This window comes from Clostridium sp. C2-6-12, from assembly GCF_009928485.1.
Classification (GTDB): Bacteria; Bacillota; Clostridia; order Clostridiales; family Clostridiaceae; genus Clostridium.
Window position 1 is genome coordinate 118,493 of record NZ_JAABNP010000003.1, and the last position, 16,427, is coordinate 134,919.

Sequence of the window (16,427 nt, forward strand, 5' to 3'; positions counted from 1 at the left end):
ACCAAAGTAATTCAAATATTTATGAATATTATTCAAAAAGCTTGTATATAATCAAATATAAACATAATTTTCCAATTGTAAGGTGGTGAACAATTATTATGAAAAAATTATTTTATGTCATTAATTTTAGTTTAGTGATATTTCTGCCTATACTTTCAATAAACATAATAATTAACAAGTCAGATCCAAACAAATTATTTCCATTGATTTTTGCCTGCTTAGGCTTTTGTGATACTTTGCTTGGAATTAATTTATTAAATGCTCAGAAAAAATTTCTTAGCATTTCTAGTTTTATACTTGCAGGTTTCTTATTTATTTTAGTTGGAAGTAAAATTTTACTTTATAGTTAATTATATTTGACTTAAAATTTCATTTTTACATTTATCTAAATTTTTATTAAATACACCTTTAATTTCAACTGGTTTATTACTGAATACAATTATATTTCCTTGGAAATATATCGCCTCATCTAAATCATGTGTAACTAAGATAACCATTCTCTTTTCTTTACTTAATAAAGCTTTAAATTCATCTATTATTGTGTATTTCAATTTGTAGTCTAAGGATTTAAAAGGCTCATCCATCAATATTACCTTTGATGGCTTTCCAAAGGCTCTTGCTATATTTACTCTTTGCTTCATTCCACCACTTAAAGATTTTGGATATTTATCTTTAATATCATTAATTCCAACTAATTTTAAAAGTTCATTAATCTTTTCGTCTATAACAGAATTATCATAATATTTTTTTAATGCAAGTTCTAGATTTTCCTTAACTGTAAGCCATTCTATTAACCTGTCTTCTTGGAATATGTAACTTATATCTTTAAGTGAAACTCCTTGAATATCTCCACCCTGAATTTCTATTAATCCTGCTACGATATTTAAAAAAGTACTTTTTCCACAACCAGACTTTCCTATTATGCAATTCACTTTATCATCATATAAATCTAAATTAAAATTTTTAAATATGTCTTCATCTCCATAAGCTTTATTTAAATTTTTAACACTTATATTCATTTATTCCACCTATATATTTTTTTATTTAATAACTTATTTATTACTTCTAAAATTATCGATATAAATAATATAATAACAATCCATGCAAATATTCCCGACACATTAAAATTCACTTTTTCTAATTGTATTTGAGAACCAATTCCAAACTTAGGCTGCCCATATACTTCTCCCGTGATTACAACCTTAAAAGCAAGGGAAAAAGTAGAAACAAAAATGCTCATAAAATAAAATTTCATAACTGGAATATATATTTTCTTAATTTTATCTCCTAGACTTACTTCATATATTTTAGTCATATCAATTAATTTTTTATCTATCTGCATAAGACTATTTCTTACACCTTCATATAGAACTGGAAATATTATTGCAAAGCCAACTGCAAAAGGTGTTATATCCTTATCAAACCATACTAATAAAAGAACAACTAGTACCATAGTCGGAACCGTCTTAGCAAAAGAATTTAAAGGCTGCATTAAATATCTGAAAAAGGGATACACAGCTCCGAGTATCCCTAAAATCATAGAAAAAGTTAAAGCTAAAACATAGCTAATTATAGTTCTATAAAAACTACTAAAAATAGCCTTCCAAAAATTTTGTTCCATGTATATACTCTTAAAAGCTTCACCCACCTGTTGAAGCTTTGGAATATATATATCATTATTTGTTATTATAGCAACTACCTGCCATAATATTATGAAAAATAAACATGATATTAAAGTATAGCTTTTACTTTTCCATGAATATTTCATCATTTGGTATGCTTCCCCCTATTGTCTTTGGATCAAATTGATTTAATTTTTCAAAATAAGTTTTATATTCTTTAGACGAATCTTTAATATCTACATATTTAATATTTGATTTATCCAAAGCTTTTACTATTATTGGTTTCTTAGCTGAAATACCTATTTCTTCGCAATAGGTACCTAAAGTTTCTTTATCTGTATATGCCCATTCAATCCCAGCTTTTACTTTGTCTAAGAAAGCTTTTACAAATTCTTTATTGTTTTCATATAAATCCTTTTTAACTATGATAGTCGATTGAGGATATCCGAACTTGGAATTATTTATCTTTTTCCATTCTTCATTTAAATCTAACATTATCTTAAATTTATCATTTTTCATTTGCACAGTAGATAATGCTGGCTCTGGTATTACTGCATATTGAGTTTTCCCAGATAAAATTATAGGTGCAAGTTCATTTACTCCATCTACATAACTAAAATTAATATCTTTATCTACATCAATCCCTTTATCCTTAAGAATTGTTCTTGTAATTATATCAGGCGTTAATCCCTTACCTATGTTATATACTTCTTTTCCTTTTAAGTTATCAATAGTTTGATTTTCATTAGTTGATCCTATATAAAAAGACCCAAATCCTACAGTTCCTGCTATCTTATATTGTTTGTTCTTATTAAATGCAATTGCTGCTAAGTTTGAAGGCACTACTGCTATGTCAGGTTCTCCCTTCATAACACTTGTGCTTAAGCTTTCAGAATTTTTCTCAACAGTATAATTAACGTTATATCCAGCTTTAATTTCAGGCTTTTCTTTTATAAGCTTTGCCACTGCAATTGATGGAAGTCCATCTGGAGCTACAAAATTAATTTCTTTAACTTCTATAGTTTCCTTCTTTGTTTCATTTTGAGCTACATTATTATTTCCACATCCTATAAATGTTAACATAGATAATATCATAGCCAAAAATAATGATACTTTCTTTTTCATTTTTTTATTCCCCCTTTAAGTTAGCTAACGACCTAAAGAGTTAGCTTCCTTTAAAAATACCTTAATAATACTATTAATTAATATTCACTCTTAATTATAATATCATATTAAAATAAAAATACCAAATTTAACTCAATCCTTTTTAAAACAAAGCAAAAAACACTGATATAATTTTTTAAATCACCAGTGTTTTTTACAAACAAATTTATTTTACTCAAATTTCTTTTCCACAATATGGGCAATACTTAAAATCACGCTTGACTTGCTCACCACAACTTGAACATCTTTTCATATCATAACTATTGTTATTAAAATTAATATTATTATCAGAATACACCTCTTGTAAATCCCAATAAGTAATATTAATATCCTCTCCACTTTCGATTGCTTTTCCTTTTTCCTTGGTGATACTATATAAGCATTTACATCTATTACATACTACATAATATTTTTCATTCCACTTAAAAAGAGGAATAAAAAAGAAATGAAAAAAATCGAAATTTTTAATTAATTTACCTTGAATTGTATTATTACATTTTTTACAATTCAAATTATTCAATTCTCTAATTTCTTTATCCTTATTTTCTATACCAAATATACCTATAAAAAACATATATCTTTAACCTCATATTATCTGTATATATCGACAATCATTCCTTGTATTTCATCTATAGTTGCTGCAATATTTATATTATCCTTTTCATCGGTCAACAATGCTTGTGTCAATTCTTCTAACTTAAGATCAACTGTATCAACTGTTATGAAATATTGAGTTTGCCAAAAGCTTATATCTTTTTTTGTTTCATACATAAACTTCAATATTGATTCTAAATATTCTTTTATCATCTTTTTATACATTATTACATCAACATAGGTCTTTGTGGTTATAAGCCTTGTTCCTCTTTTTTTAATATCCTCTATCATTTTATTAAGCTGTTCTTCAGATTGCTTATGTCTTTCTCTGCTAAAACTTTGAGAAAAGTCCTTTTTTTCAGAAACAACTTTTCTCTCAGCCGATACTGTTCCCCTTCTAACTCTTCCTATTTCCATATATAATCAATCCTTTCTTACCTTAAGAAAACACTTTAACCGTTAACAGTTAAATGATAACAATTAAGAGTTTATGGTAAAAGCCAATAATATCTTTACAATATACTACTTCTAAATTAATTATATCAAAGTTCTGCTTTCTTCTCTACTTATATTTTTATTAAACCTTTTCATTGGCTTGTTATAACATTTCCCTATTTTATTTCTTCTTTTTTATGAATATTGACAAAGTTTTATTATATTGTCAAATCGTAGTTGAAACAAAGAAATATCTATACTAAAATCTATCTTATAAAAGGGATTTAGGAGGGAAAAAAATATGATAATAAAATGTATAGATAATAATCTTTGTTCAACATTAACTTTAAATAAGGAATATATAGTTATAGAAGAAGCAGCTGAATATTATGTAATTCTTGATGACAAGAATGAAGAAACAACTTGCAGAAAATCAAGATTTGAAATTGTTGAAGATGGTGGCTTAACTAAAAAAGCTAAAGCTACAATTACAGAATTAAATTATCAATTAGAAAATGACTGTAAGGATGTTAAACAATTTACAATTAGAAAAAATTCTAAAGGTGAAATTAAAGAAATATCTGTTAAATTCAAATATAACTAGAATAACTTAAATGAATGATGAAGGTGCCACTTTCATCATTCATTTTTTTATTAATTGTCAATTATATTAACCTTATATTCCTCAAGCCATATATTCATTTGAATCAAATACGCAATCAACTGTGGTCCTGTCATCAATTGTCCATACCATGGAGTTTTATAGGATTCGCCCTTACTTTCTATAATTTCTCTAACTGCCTTTCCATCAATAATTTCATGAATTGGCGAGGATTTATCATCTAATATCTTCATCATAGTACTGCATACTATGTCTGTATACACTGGGTTATGTGTCTTTGGATAAGGACTCTTTTTTCTATATATAATTTCTTTAGGAAGTATTCCTTCAAGTGCCACCCTCAGCAATCCTTTTTCCCTGCCTTTATATAATTTTATATCTGCTGGCATATTAAAAGCATATTCAACAAGTCTAATATCTGCAAAAGGTACTCTCACCTCTAAACTATTATACATACTTGTCCTATCCTTCCTGTTAAGGAGGTTTACCATGAACCATTTTAAGTTCAAATAAGATATTTCCTTCATTCTATAATCTCTTTTACTTTCATTCTCTAAATGTGGTACTTTCCTTAAAGATTTCTCATATTGAGCTTTTACCATTTCCTCAATTGGCATATCCTTCAGCTTATCATTAACTATAATCTTTCTGCTATTAACAAATCTTGCCCATGGGAAAGTATCCAAATAAAACATCTCGTCTCTTGTAAACCAAGGATATCCTCCAAAGATTTCATCAGCACATTCTCCTGAAAGTCCAACTACAAAATCTTTGCGAATTTCTTTGCAAAATAGAAGTAATGATGAATCAATATCAGCCATTCCTGGCAAATCACGTGCAATTACTGCTTCTTTTAAAGCTGCTGCTAAACTTGGATGATCTAAAACCACTTTCTTATGATTACTTTTAATGAATTTTGACATCATTTCAGCAAAATACTCATCAGAAGTAGGTTGAAATAATGATGCTTGAAAATATTTTTCATTATCTTCATATTCAATAGAATATGTGGTAAGCTTCTTTCCCTTATTTTTAAAATTTTCGGCAGCAATAGCTGAAATAGCTGAAGAATCAAGACCTCCTGATAAAAATGTGCATAGTGGTACATCTCCTACTAACTGTCTGTTTATGGCATCTATTAGCAGTTCTCTTGTATGAACTATTGCTTCTTTTGCTGTATCCTTAAATTCTGTTGCCTTTACTGTCCAATATTCCCATTTCTTTATTGTATTATCTCTAGAAATTAAAAGACAATTTCCTGGTGCAATTTCTTTTATATCTTTAAAAATTGCACTTCCTGGGGATACAGCTGGTCCAAGACCAAATAATTCTGTTAATCCTTCTCTATTAACTTCTCTTTTAATTTTAGGGTTAGCAAAAATAGTTTTTATTTCAGAGCCAAAAACAAGAGTATCATTCATTATAGTATAAAATAAAGGTTTAACGCCCATTTGATCTCTAACCAAAAATACTTCCTTTTCATGTTCATCATATACTGCAAATGCAAAAATTCCTATTAATTTATTAACACATTCTTTTCCCCAGCAAATATATGCTGTAAGTAGTACTTCTGTATCTGAATAGGATTCAAAAGTAAATCCTTCTTTTATTAATTCTTTTCTTAAATCTTCTGTATTATAAAGTTCTCCATTATAAACCAAAGTGTATTTTTTTCCTTCGATTATTTTAGTCATTGGTTGTATTCCACCTTTAGGATCAACAACAATAAGTCTTCTATGACCTAATAAAACGTTAGGTGAAATATAACACCCTTTAGCATCTGGACCTCTTCTCTCCAAAGTCTTAATCATTTTTTCCAATATATCTTTTTCTTTTACTATATTTTCTTTAAAATTCACCAAACCTGCAATACCACACATTTTTCCACCTTCTTATAGTATTTAAGCATATAAAAAACATAAATTCATTATAACTTTCATCTTTCTAATATGCCTTTAATATTAAAATATGCACATAAAAAAAAAGTGCGACAGCACAATCAAGATCTTTTCACATAAAAAAAGTGCGACAGAACAATTAAGATCTATTTCACATAAAAAAAGTGCGATAATACAATCAAGATCTTGTCACTTTTTAAAAACTGCCATAGTGCAACTAAAATCTTTTCACCTCTAGGAAAAGTGAGACATAACAACCAATATCTTTTTCATCTATAAAAAATACGCACCTAAAAAATGAGCAGCTATGCACTTCTGAAGAGCGTAGCTATGCCACAATTCGGAACTTCTCTGCAATACGAAACTTATTATGCACAGTTAATATCTTTACGCCAGCAAAATGTAAAACTATTATTTTTTATTCACCTTCATACTAATGGTTTAACTCATGAATTTCTATTCAATTTAATTTTAAAAGTATTTAAAGTCAACCTAAATACATATATAGGCATAATATTAATATTAAAAATGAATACATTATTAATATCTATCACATACTACTCATATGATATTAAACTATAGAAAGAAGGTTGCATAATTTGGATGTCACAACTAATATTCAAGAAAATATAAATTTGATTCACTCACATTTAGCTATAGATAAAAGTTATGATATTGTAGAAAGAAAAATAGTAGTCGCTAATCGCAATGCAGTCATATACTTTTTAAACGGATTTATTAAAGATGCTATTATGGAGGATATAATAAACACTTGTTTTCATATAGATGTAGTAACCATGAATTCATATGCTACAGCAGAAGACTTTGCTAACCATAAAATTCACCATGTATCTGTAGAAACACAGAAGGACTTAGATAAAATTATTTCAGGTTTGCTAAAAGGTCAAACCATAATGTATGTTGATGGTTATGATTCTTTTATAATTTTAGATTTACGTACCTACCCTGGCTCAGATTCTTCAAAGCCTGAAAAGGAAAAGACACTAAGAGGTGGAAGAGATGGCTTTATAGAAAAATTAGTATTTAATTCTGCTTTTATTAGACGAAGAATAAGAGATCCTAGACTTGTCTTTGAAATTCATCCTGTTGGTGATGTTTCAAAGACAGATGTCTGTCTAGCATATTTAGATGGAGTTGCTGATAGTAAAGTACATGATTTAATAGTTGATAGTTTATCAAAATTAGATATAAAAGCATTAACACTTGGAGATCAAAGTTTAATCGATATTATGTGCAAAAAAAATTGGCTCAACCCGTTTCCAAAGGTGAGATATACTGAAAGACCTGACGTAGCAGCTGCTCATATAGTTGAAGGAAAAATAATAGTAATTGTTGACAATTCTCCAAATGTCATGATCCTTCCAACTGGTATCTTTGACTTTTCTCAAGATGTAAATGATTATTACTTCCCTCTATTTACAGGTAATTATTTAAGAATTATTAGGAATTTAGTAATGCTTGCAACTATACTAATAACTCCACTTTACTTACTTTTTATTAATGGCAACATATTTCTTCCACCTTTTTTTGATTTTTTAAAACCCAAAGAGTATTTTGCTATTCCTATGTTGTTTCAATTTATCCTCTTAGAATTTGCTGTGGATGTATTAAAACTCGCTGGTTTAAATACGCCAAGTCCACTTGGAAGCGCAATGTCTTTGATCGGAGGTTTAATTCTTGGTGAATATGCTATAAAAACCGGATGGTTTACTCCTCAAGCTATATTATATATGTCAATAGTAACAATAGGTGATTTTACACAGCCGAGTATAGAAATGAACTTTGCTTTAAAATTTGTAAGAATGACTTTACTGATACTTTGTGGAATTTTTGGATTTTGGGGCTTTGTTGGAGGAATTATATTTACACTTATAGTCATGGGCTCAACAAAAACAATTGCAGGAGATAAATACTTCTATCCATTAATCCCATTCAATTGGAAAGCCCTTAAAAACTTATTATTTAGAACAAGAATATCAAATGATGTCCAATAATCCTTTTGCTGTTCTAATAAACGCCTTTAAATAAATTAATAACTGACTTAATAAAAACCATGCATATAAGAGAATCCCTATCTCTATTTATGCATGGTTTTTTAATTAACATATTACTGTACTTCCTTTTTGAAGAACCTCTATTTATTTCAAGCTACAAATTATAAAAGAAATATTTTTATAAAAGTCTTGTTCCCTCTTTATCTTGTGTAATTAATTTTTCTTTCATTAATCCTCCAAGAGTCATCTTAAAGTAATTTTTGCTTGTATTAAATTCTCTCTTGATATCTTCTGGTGAAGACTTATCATTAAATGGCATAAAACCACCATTTTCTTTTAAATATTTTAGTATTTTTTCTGCTAATACTTCTCTTTCATCTAATCTTTTCTTTCTTGTTGATACTCCAATTGTACCATCTTCGTAAACTATTTTAACTCTTGCCTTTATTTCTTCACCTGGGTGGATATACTCAAAATGTTCATTAGCTAATATTAAGCCTCTATATTTTCCATCTATCATCACATTTAAAGTACCATTTTCACAGGTATCATAAACTATTGCATTAACTTCGTCAGAAGTTTTATAAACTCCTTCTTCTGCAACATCAATATATGAATCTATTCTTGTTGTTCCAGCTAATCTATCAGTTTTATCTACATACATGTAAAACAAATATTTTTTTCCATCTTTAAGCTTAAATCTTTGTTCTTTTAATGGAATGAATAAATCTCTTTCAAGTCCAATATTTACAAAAGCACCAATTTTATTTTGGCTTACAACTTCCAGGTATGCTATTTGTCCTACTGTTATAAGAGGCTTCTTTAAAGTTGAAATCAATCTATCCTTAGAATCTCTGTAAATAAATACTTCAAGTATATCCCCTTCCTTTATTTCATGACCTTTTGCAGCACTATTTGGTAATAAGACTTCATCTCCAAAATTATCTTCTAAATAATATCCGAACTCTACCTTTTTACTTACTTTTAATTTATTATATTCACCTATTAACATCATAATTTTTATTCCTCCATTAACTACTTAATATCAAGTAATTTGCTACGCTTTATTTCTTTGCTTAGTTTTATATATTCTAAGCTAGATCTTTTATTATTTTCAATTTCTTCCTCTGTTAAATTCCTCACTACTTTTGCAGGATTTCCGATGATCAAAACTCCATCTTCAAATTTTTTATTTTGAGTTACTAAACTTCCTGCGCCCACAATAGAATTATTACCTATTTCTACTCCATTTAGTATTATTGCGCCCATTCCTATTAATGTATTATTCCCAATTTTGCAACCATGAATTATAGCTCCGTGTCCAATTGTACATCCATTCCCAACTTTCACACATTTATTTTCGTCTACATGTACAACTGTATTTTCTTGAATATTTGTATTCTCACCTATGACTATACTGTCTGCATCACCTCTCAGAACAGCACCAAACCATATATTTGCGTTCTTTTTCAATGTAACCTCTCCAATAATTACGGAAGTTTCCGAAATATATATATCTTCTTCAAAAACAGGCTTCTTATTCATAAAACTCATTATCATATTTTATCACCTCGTTGAATACTAAGGTTATTTTAACATTACATTGAGTTATTGTCATTATTTTACCCATCTTAATAATAATATATATTATAAATAATTTTTAAGAGGTCTAATTTTGGGTAAAAAGAAATCTATGAAGCCTGACTTTAATATAGATAATTTAAATTTTTATTATGGTATTCCTCATTCTCATTGTAACTTCTCAACAGGCTCTGGATCTCCTATTGAAGCTTTTGATTATGCAAGACATTCAGGACTTGATTTCTTAATTCTAACAGATCATAATAATTACCTTATGAAAAATATTCAAATAAAGGGAAATGAAATAAGCAGGTGGGATGCATCTCAGCATTTAGCTTTACGCTATAACAAAAAACATGAAAACTTTTTAGCTGTAATAGGTTTTGAAAGCAAGACTGAACCTTTTGGTGATATTAATATAATAAATCCAAATAGGTTTTTCACTGGAACAGTAAATAATTTTCAGCTATTAATACTTTGGATGCTTAACAATCCAAATGCTTTCATTTCAATAAATCATCCACATAATATCATAAAACAATTAGAATATAATCCTTTATTAAACAAATTAATAACTTCAATAGAAGTTGGTAATGGATCTTATCCTAATAAATATACAAGATATGAAAAATATTATTATTACTTATTAGACTTAGGCTGGAAATTAGGAGCTATAAACGGACAAGACAATCATAGAATGAACTTTGGCGACACTGAAAATTTAACTTGTATGATTGCTTCAGAACTTAACACTCTAACTCTTGTTGAAGCATTTAGAAAGCGTCATACTTATTCAACAGAATCCCGATCACTAATTATGTACTTCACAATAAATGATAATTTCATGGGTGATATAATCCCTCTAAATAATAACAGACTACAATTTTCAATCTTTGCTCACGATCCACTCAATAAAATAATAGAAATTGATATTATTTCTGCTTCTGGAACCATAATAAAAAAAATATCTGATCTTAATCTCCATAAAATCAAATATTTGTATAATCATGAACCTCTTCATAATGAACTTTGGTATATAATTAAAGTTACTTTAGAAAATAATAAAATTGCTATAAGTTCTCCAATATTTAGATCAATTAATATATAAAAGAAGTAGAATGTATAATTGCACATTCTTAAAACATAAATTATACATTCCATTTCTATTATATTCTTGCTGTTGATTAATCTTTTTTCTTTACTCTGTTTGGCTTAGCCTTTGATTTAATTACTATTTGCTTTTCTTTCTTCTTTGGCCCTCCAGTTTGCATAATATCCATAAACCATAAGAAAAAAATAACTGCAAATATTGATATTACTATAGTGGCATACTTATTTATTGATTGTAGAGCTTCTATAGATCCTAAAAATATTTGAATTACAAATAATACTATTGCTATTGCTAATGGAATCCATTTATTTATACGCACTCTACTAAATACATATTTTTTGCATAATACATATACTACCATTATAACAGCAAACATTAATACAAATGAAAGAATTGTCATAAAAAAACCCATTGGTCATGTATCCTCCTAAAAAAGTCTATATCTACATTTAATAATAGTTTATCTTGACATTATTATCAAGGTTTACTGTAAATTTAATTTAATATATCTATTATTCATTTTTAACATTATAGAGTCATATTATTATTAAAATATCAATATTCTAAAATTTATTTTTACAATCTTGTAGTTTTCTCTTTAATTTCACCTATTTATTTGATAAAATAAAAAAAGTATATTAGATGAATAATATGAGGTGAGATTATGAATTTAAACGCAAATAATAATTTAGATGAATTAGATTTACAAATACTTGACTTACTTATAAAAGATTGCAGAACTCCTTATTTGGAAATTGCAAGAATATGCCATGTAAGTGGTGGTACTATCCATGTAAGAATGAAAAAAATGGAGGACATGGGTATAATAAAAGGTTCTAGAATAATATTAAATTTACCTAAATTAGGTTATGATGTATGTTGTTTTGTTGGAATATACGTTGATAAAACATCTTCCTTCAGCTCTGTATTTGAACAAATGTCAACAATAAAAGAAGTTACAGAGTTACATTTAACTACTGGTAACTACTCTATGTTTGCTAAAATAGTGTGTACAAACATCTTAGATTTACAAGATGTATTACTTAATAAAATAAATAATATTGCTGGTATTCAAAGAACAGATACTTTTGTATCCTTATCTCAACCTATAGATAGAAATATATCTTTATAAATTCTTTCTAAAATAATAAGAAAATTTTAATGTTAAATTAATGTTATTTGACAGTTTGTTGGTATATAATATAATAAAAATTATGAACAATAGAATAGTTTAGCTGGGGGGGAATTATATATTTGCGTGCAATATTAAATTTTAATTATTATAATTTAATATATTTCTTTGCAATTTATTCTTTTGCTGGTTGGTGCGTTGAAGTTTTATATTATTTCAAAAATCAACGCAGATTTGTCAACAGAGGATTTTTATTTGGTCCATTTTGCCCAATATATGGTTTTGGAGCTGTTTCTCTTGTAGTTTTTCTAGACAGCTATAAAAATAATATATTTATACTATTTTTCTTAGCAGTTATTTTGACTTCTGTCTTAGAATATATTACAGGATATGTATTAGAAAAAACATTTAAAACTAAATGGTGGGATTATACTGAAGATCCATTTAACATTCACGGAAGAGTTTGTTTACTATATTCTTTAATGTGGGGCGTTGGTGAAGTAGTTATAATCAGAATAATTCATCCTATTCTTAATGATTTAGTTATGAGTATTCCTGGAACTTTAGGAGATATAATTTTATCGGTAATCATAGTTTATTTTATTGCTGATTTCTGCTTCACGTTAATTTCATTAATGCAATTCGATAAATTATCTTATTCTCTTCAATTTGTACCAGTTAATTTCTTACTTGAAAAGCCTAGTAATTTATTAACTTTTACAAGAGGGAAAACTATAGATAAGTTAAGAACTTTTGAAACCATCTTTGGTAAGTTTAAATTAAATTTAAACATTAAAAATTCAAAACATTATTTTTCATATAACCAATTAAACCATATATTTAAATCTTTGAAAGATAAGTTAAAAAAGGATTAAGGTAATTTACTAATTTACCTTAATCCTTTTTAGTTTATCTATTTCATTTTCTTTATTTCATCAAACAATTCTATAGCTGCATTTTTCGGACCTTCTTTTTCCTGTCCTGCTACCCCTAAACAAGTTCTGATCTGACCAACTTTAACTTGTCCTTTTTCAAACATATTTTTAAAATATTTATCAATCAAAATATTTGTTTCATCTTGTTTTTGAGCTGGCCCAAATGGATTTGCAAAGAAAGATTCTACTAATCCTTTTTCAGTAGTTGTTCCTTTTGCCATTCTCGCTCCTGATTTAAACACTTTTATTGCTTCTTCTGGGTTTTTAAAGTAATTAAGATATTTTCCACCCTCTTCAACTCCTTCGTAATTATTAGCATAAAAGAAAAAGTCTATTGGATGTCCCTTTGTTATATCCTTATATGAAGCTACTGGAACTACTAGTCTTGCATTAATTTTATCTGGATTCATGAATATGCTTCTGTCCATTTCCTTAAACGCATATCCTTGATCTAAGTCATCTAATCTTACAAAAGCACCAATTTCTGTTCCATATCCTTTAATAACATCTTCTTCTATTTTAAAAGTTCCCATATCATCAAAGATAATTGTCATATCAGAAATATAGTCTTCACTCAAGCTTCTAAAAGCTTCTAAACTTTCCGATTTACCAGCGCCACTATCTCCCATAATTACAACATTTGCTTCATCCCCGCTCTTAAGAACAATATTTACCATTGATCCATGTATTGGTAAGAAGCCTCTTTTTATCATTATTAAATTATATAAAGTTAATGTCATTTTCTTAAGATATCCAAAATAATCAATCTTCTCAGAATGGCTCACATATCCTAGCATTATATCATTTTGAGAATCATCATAAAATACAGTTCTTAATTCCTCTCCATCATCTTTAGCTCCATAAACATAAATTATATCTGGTTTTCTGCCTCTTGTTTCTTCACTTCTCGCCATTTCAAACAGGTTGCATAAGCTTATTCCATGTTCCATAAAGTCTCTATGAAAATAAATAAATGTAAGTAGACCTCCTATTTTAGCTGGATAGCAAAACCAATGTTCTTTATTTATTTGAGCATATTTTAGTGGATTATAATCTATTTCTGTAAACATTCCATCTCTCGTATTCTTTTTAGGATAAGTGATAAATGGTGTTTCTAAAAGAATATGGTCTATAAAAGGAACTTCTTCTAAAGCTTCATACCCATCTGGTCTTACCCACTCCATTTCATGAATCATTATACATGCATTTCCGCCAGCAGGTATTTGTCTATAAACTTTGGGTTTAAAGCCAGCTACATGGTGCTCAATTTTTCTATATAAAGTCAAAATTAAATTAGAAAATTTAGCATTAGCTTCTGTAAAACTTACAGCTGCAAGTCCCTCTTGCACTTTATATCTATGGACTATAGTATATCTTTCAAGTCTTCTCCAAAATAAATACAAATCTTCTATAAATGCTATAAACTTGTCCCTATCCTCTAATAATTTTGAATAAGCTATATTGATTTCCACAACTTCATCTGCGCTCATGACAGTTAGATATTTTAATACTAATGTTAAATCTCTTCTAATATCTAATAAACTATCTGTTTCTAAAGCTTGATTTAAATATCTATATGCAATAGATTTTCTCTTTTTTGCTTTTTTCAAATAAACCTCTAAAATTCGTCTAAATCCATCACTTTCTAATATAGATTCAAAATTATTACAGTATTTTGCTGTAAAATTTATCATTACTTTGTCGTTGCTAATGGAAAATTCTTTTTTCATTTCTTTGCCCCCTACATGAAATTTTATCTAATATAATATTGCATTTTTTCTTCAATTTCCACACATTAAATTAATTATATCACACTTTTTGCAATATTCAACCTAGGTTTTTTGCATTTCTTTCATTTTTATAAAATAAAAAGCGAAATGATCTTTCAAAATTATTTCCATAAAAAACACCATATTTATTTTAATCCTAATTATATTAATATATTCCCTTTTATATATTTTATGAATATTAAATTAATTTTTTATTAGTTTGTTCGCACTTTTTTTAGTTTGTTTGTATATATTTTTTTTAAAAGGACTATATTTTAATTAAAGCGAATTATATTAATCGTACAATTAAATATATATGTAAAATTGAGAGGAAAATCTTAACATATGAAAAATACTTATTATATGAAAAAATATCTATGTATCATTCTTTTTAGTATTACCATTTTATTTACAATCTATATTTTTAAATTAGTAAACAAAAATTCCAATATAATTTATAGACCTGAAACAGGTAAAATGATTGTTTATTATTTAGATGTAGGGCAAGGTGACTGTATCCTTATCCAAGTAAATAAAAAAAATCTTCTAATTGACTCTGGTCCTAAATCAGATAAGAAGAAATTACTTGATTCTTTATCAAAAATAGCTATAGACAAATTAGATTATGTTATCGCAACTCATCCTCATGAAGACCATATTGGCAATATGTCTAAGATAATAGATAACTATAAGGTTTTAAACTTTTATTCACCAAAAGTTCAAACAACAACTAAAACCTTTGAAGAAATGATAGACTCTTTAAAATCTAAAAGTTTAAAAATAAATATCATAAAAAAAGGGATTGATTCTATTGATTTAGGCGAAAACACAAAAGTTACTGTATTTTCTCCAACTAAAGAATTCTATGAAGATTTAAACAATTATTCACCAGTAATAAAAATTCAATATGGAAAAACTTCTTTTCTATTTACAGGAGATGCTCAAAAGGAGGTTGAAAAAGAATTAATAACTTCCCATGAAGACATAGGTGCCGATGTTCTTAAGATTGGACATCATGGATCTTCGACTTCTTCTACAAAAGAATTTCTAAATAAAGTTAATCCCTCTCTAAGTGTTATTTCTGTCGGTTCTGATAATAGTTATAATCATCCAAACACTGATACAATTAAACGCTTAAAAGAAAATGAAATAAGAGTATATAGAACAGATATAGACAGTACTGTAATAATAACATCTGATGGTTCAAATATATCAAAAAAATAAAAATCAGCATTATTAAAATCCCTGTTTAATAATGCTGATTCTAGAATTCCTATTTTATTTATCTACGCTAAACACTAATATCTATGTGTTTTCCCAAATTAGGATCTACTGCTAAATTGCTTATCATTTCTGTCATCTGAGTAGCATTTTGTTTGCCAGCATCCATTGCCATTCCCATTACTGCTATACTTGCCGACTCTTGAACCCTTGTTTGGCTCATTGCCATTGATAATGATGCTATATCCATATTCATACCTCCTTAATTATATTTTTTTTCCGTCATTTATAGTTCTTATTTATTATCGTAAAATTAAACAATATATTA

The 16,427-nt window shown here is 27.5% G+C and carries 18 protein-coding genes; 7 read left to right on the plus strand and 11 right to left on the minus strand.

The genetic code is table 11. From position 1 onward, the window contains the following. Positions 1–98: 98 nt before the first annotated feature. On the plus strand, positions 99–350 hold the full coding sequence (locus tag GXK56_RS03735; RefSeq protein WP_243156004.1) for a hypothetical protein: 252 nt from the start codon (positions 99–101) through the stop codon (positions 348–350). Here GXK56_RS03735 and GXK56_RS03740 read toward each other — a convergent pair whose 3' ends face one another. From GXK56_RS03740 to GXK56_RS03760, 5 genes are all read right to left on the minus strand, one after another. Further along, positions 351–1,019 (minus strand): ABC transporter ATP-binding protein, encoded by a 669-nt coding sequence (locus GXK56_RS03740; protein WP_160685213.1) that lies wholly within the window; start codon positions 1,017–1,019, stop codon positions 351–353. Next, the gene (locus GXK56_RS03745) at positions 1,016–1,771 is read right to left on the minus strand and encodes an ABC transporter permease subunit (RefSeq protein ID WP_160685216.1); all 756 of its coding nucleotides are present in this window, start codon (positions 1,769–1,771) and stop codon (positions 1,016–1,018) included. Before GXK56_RS03745 ends, GXK56_RS03740 begins: the two co-directional genes overlap by 4 nt. After that, a complete protein-coding gene (locus GXK56_RS03750; RefSeq protein WP_160685219.1) occupies positions 1,746–2,747 on the minus strand; it encodes an ABC transporter substrate-binding protein in 1,002 nt (333 codons plus the stop codon). The genes GXK56_RS03745 and GXK56_RS03750 overlap by 26 nt, the downstream gene beginning before the upstream one ends. Positions 2,748–2,961: 214 nt before the next feature. Then, a complete protein-coding gene (locus tag GXK56_RS03755) occupies positions 2,962–3,360 on the minus strand; it encodes a zinc-ribbon domain-containing protein (RefSeq protein ID WP_160685223.1) in 399 nt (132 codons plus the stop codon). A gap of 17 nt (positions 3,361–3,377) precedes the next feature. After that, complete coding sequence (locus GXK56_RS03760) at positions 3,378–3,797, minus strand: YaaR family protein (protein ID WP_160685226.1); 420 nt, start codon at positions 3,795–3,797, stop codon at positions 3,378–3,380. 319 nt (positions 3,798–4,116) lie between these two features. Between GXK56_RS03760 and GXK56_RS03765 the strand changes: the two genes are divergently transcribed. Beyond that, positions 4,117–4,419 carry a hypothetical protein gene (locus GXK56_RS03765; protein WP_160685229.1) on the plus strand — a complete coding sequence of 101 codons (303 nt, stop codon included), beginning with the start codon at positions 4,117–4,119 and terminating at the stop codon, positions 4,417–4,419. Between the two features lie 50 nt (positions 4,420–4,469). Here the strand turns inward: GXK56_RS03765 and asnB are convergent, their stop codons facing one another. Continuing rightward, a complete protein-coding gene (asnB, locus tag GXK56_RS03770; protein ID WP_160685232.1) occupies positions 4,470–6,317 on the minus strand; it encodes an asparagine synthase (glutamine-hydrolyzing) in 1,848 nt (615 codons plus the stop codon). Positions 6,318–6,934: 617 nt separating this feature from the next. Between asnB and GXK56_RS03775 the strand changes: the two genes are divergently transcribed. Then, the gene (locus GXK56_RS03775) at positions 6,935–8,350 is read left to right on the plus strand and encodes a spore germination protein (protein ID WP_160685235.1); all 1,416 of its coding nucleotides are present in this window, start codon (positions 6,935–6,937) and stop codon (positions 8,348–8,350) included. 178 nt (positions 8,351–8,528) lie between these two features. Here GXK56_RS03775 and GXK56_RS03780 read toward each other — a convergent pair whose 3' ends face one another. Both GXK56_RS03780 and GXK56_RS03785 read right to left on the minus strand, forming a co-directional pair. Next, entirely contained in the window at positions 8,529–9,365 is an 837-nt protein-coding gene (locus GXK56_RS03780; protein WP_160685238.1) for a S1-like domain-containing RNA-binding protein, read from the minus strand. A 20-nt stretch (positions 9,366–9,385) separates the two neighbouring features. Next, positions 9,386–9,910 carry a gamma carbonic anhydrase family protein gene (locus tag GXK56_RS03785; RefSeq protein ID WP_160685241.1) on the minus strand — a complete coding sequence of 175 codons (525 nt, stop codon included), beginning with the start codon at positions 9,908–9,910 and terminating at the stop codon, positions 9,386–9,388. A 115-nt stretch (positions 9,911–10,025) separates the two neighbouring features. Here GXK56_RS03785 and GXK56_RS03790 point away from each other — a divergent pair, with 115 nt between their 5' ends. Next, positions 10,026–11,039 (plus strand): histidinol phosphatase, encoded by a 1,014-nt coding sequence (locus tag GXK56_RS03790; RefSeq protein WP_160685244.1) that lies wholly within the window; start codon positions 10,026–10,028, stop codon positions 11,037–11,039. 76 nt (positions 11,040–11,115) lie between these two features. Here GXK56_RS03790 and GXK56_RS03795 read toward each other — a convergent pair whose 3' ends face one another. Next, positions 11,116–11,454 carry a hypothetical protein gene (locus GXK56_RS03795; protein ID WP_160685247.1) on the minus strand — a complete coding sequence of 113 codons (339 nt, stop codon included), beginning with the start codon at positions 11,452–11,454 and terminating at the stop codon, positions 11,116–11,118. 252 nt (positions 11,455–11,706) lie between these two features. On the opposite strand from GXK56_RS03795, the gene GXK56_RS03800 reads away from it, so the two are divergent. Next, on the plus strand, positions 11,707–12,174 hold the full coding sequence (locus tag GXK56_RS03800) for an Lrp/AsnC ligand binding domain-containing protein (protein ID WP_160685250.1): 468 nt from the start codon (positions 11,707–11,709) through the stop codon (positions 12,172–12,174). Between the two features lie 122 nt (positions 12,175–12,296). After that, positions 12,297–13,049 carry a putative ABC transporter permease gene (locus GXK56_RS03805; RefSeq protein WP_160685253.1) on the plus strand — a complete coding sequence of 251 codons (753 nt, stop codon included), beginning with the start codon at positions 12,297–12,299 and terminating at the stop codon, positions 13,047–13,049. 38 nt (positions 13,050–13,087) lie between these two features. On the opposite strand, the gene GXK56_RS03810 is transcribed toward GXK56_RS03805, so the two are convergent. Further along, positions 13,088–14,839: a phosphoenolpyruvate carboxykinase gene (locus GXK56_RS03810; protein ID WP_160685256.1), complete on the minus strand. Its 1,752-nt coding sequence runs from the start codon at positions 14,837–14,839 to the stop codon at positions 13,088–13,090. 402 nt (positions 14,840–15,241) lie between these two features. Here GXK56_RS03810 and GXK56_RS03815 point away from each other — a divergent pair, with 402 nt between their 5' ends. Further along, on the plus strand, positions 15,242–16,102 hold the full coding sequence (locus tag GXK56_RS03815; RefSeq protein ID WP_160685578.1) for a ComEC/Rec2 family competence protein: 861 nt from the start codon (positions 15,242–15,244) through the stop codon (positions 16,100–16,102). 67 nt (positions 16,103–16,169) lie between these two features. Here the strand turns inward: GXK56_RS03815 and GXK56_RS03820 are convergent, their stop codons facing one another. Further along, positions 16,170–16,349: a YjfB family protein gene (locus tag GXK56_RS03820; RefSeq protein ID WP_160685259.1), complete on the minus strand. Its 180-nt coding sequence runs from the start codon at positions 16,347–16,349 to the stop codon at positions 16,170–16,172. Positions 16,350–16,427 lie beyond the last annotated feature (78 nt).

What these genes read in the sequence shown, in the direction of transcription:
- GXK56_RS03740 (WP_160685213.1), bottom strand. Translation starts at nt 1,019, where the DNA reads ATGAATATAAGTGTTAAAAATTTAAATAAAGCTTATGGAGATGAAGAC.
- GXK56_RS03795 (WP_160685247.1), bottom strand. Translation starts at nt 11,454, where the DNA reads ATGGGTTTTTTTATGACAATTCTTTCATTTGTATTAATGTTTGCTGTT.
- GXK56_RS03780 (WP_160685238.1), bottom strand. Translation starts at nt 9,365, where the DNA reads ATGATGTTAATAGGTGAATATAATAAATTAAAAGTAAGTAAAAAGGTA.
- GXK56_RS03785 (WP_160685241.1), bottom strand. Translation starts at nt 9,910, where the DNA reads ATGATAATGAGTTTTATGAATAAGAAGCCTGTTTTTGAAGAAGATATA.
- GXK56_RS03745 (WP_160685216.1), bottom strand. Translation starts at nt 1,771, where the DNA reads ATGATGAAATATTCATGGAAAAGTAAAAGCTATACTTTAATATCATGT.
- asnB (WP_160685232.1), bottom strand. Translation starts at nt 6,317, where the DNA reads ATGTGTGGTATTGCAGGTTTGGTGAATTTTAAAGAAAATATAGTAAAA.
- GXK56_RS03820 (WP_160685259.1), bottom strand. Translation starts at nt 16,349, where the DNA reads ATGGATATAGCATCATTATCAATGGCAATGAGCCAAACAAGGGTTCAA.
- GXK56_RS03815 (WP_160685578.1), top strand. Translation starts at nt 15,242, where the DNA reads ATGAAAAAATATCTATGTATCATTCTTTTTAGTATTACCATTTTATTT.
- GXK56_RS03765 (WP_160685229.1), top strand. Translation starts at nt 4,117, where the DNA reads ATGATAATAAAATGTATAGATAATAATCTTTGTTCAACATTAACTTTA.
- GXK56_RS03755 (WP_160685223.1), bottom strand. Translation starts at nt 3,360, where the DNA reads ATGTTTTTTATAGGTATATTTGGTATAGAAAATAAGGATAAAGAAATT.
- GXK56_RS03735 (WP_243156004.1), top strand. Translation starts at nt 99, where the DNA reads ATGAAAAAATTATTTTATGTCATTAATTTTAGTTTAGTGATATTTCTG.
- GXK56_RS03800 (WP_160685250.1), top strand. Translation starts at nt 11,707, where the DNA reads ATGAATTTAAACGCAAATAATAATTTAGATGAATTAGATTTACAAATA.
- GXK56_RS03810 (WP_160685256.1), bottom strand. Translation starts at nt 14,839, where the DNA reads ATGAAAAAAGAATTTTCCATTAGCAACGACAAAGTAATGATAAATTTT.
- GXK56_RS03760 (WP_160685226.1), bottom strand. Translation starts at nt 3,797, where the DNA reads ATGGAAATAGGAAGAGTTAGAAGGGGAACAGTATCGGCTGAGAGAAAA.
- GXK56_RS03750 (WP_160685219.1), bottom strand. Translation starts at nt 2,747, where the DNA reads ATGAAAAAGAAAGTATCATTATTTTTGGCTATGATATTATCTATGTTA.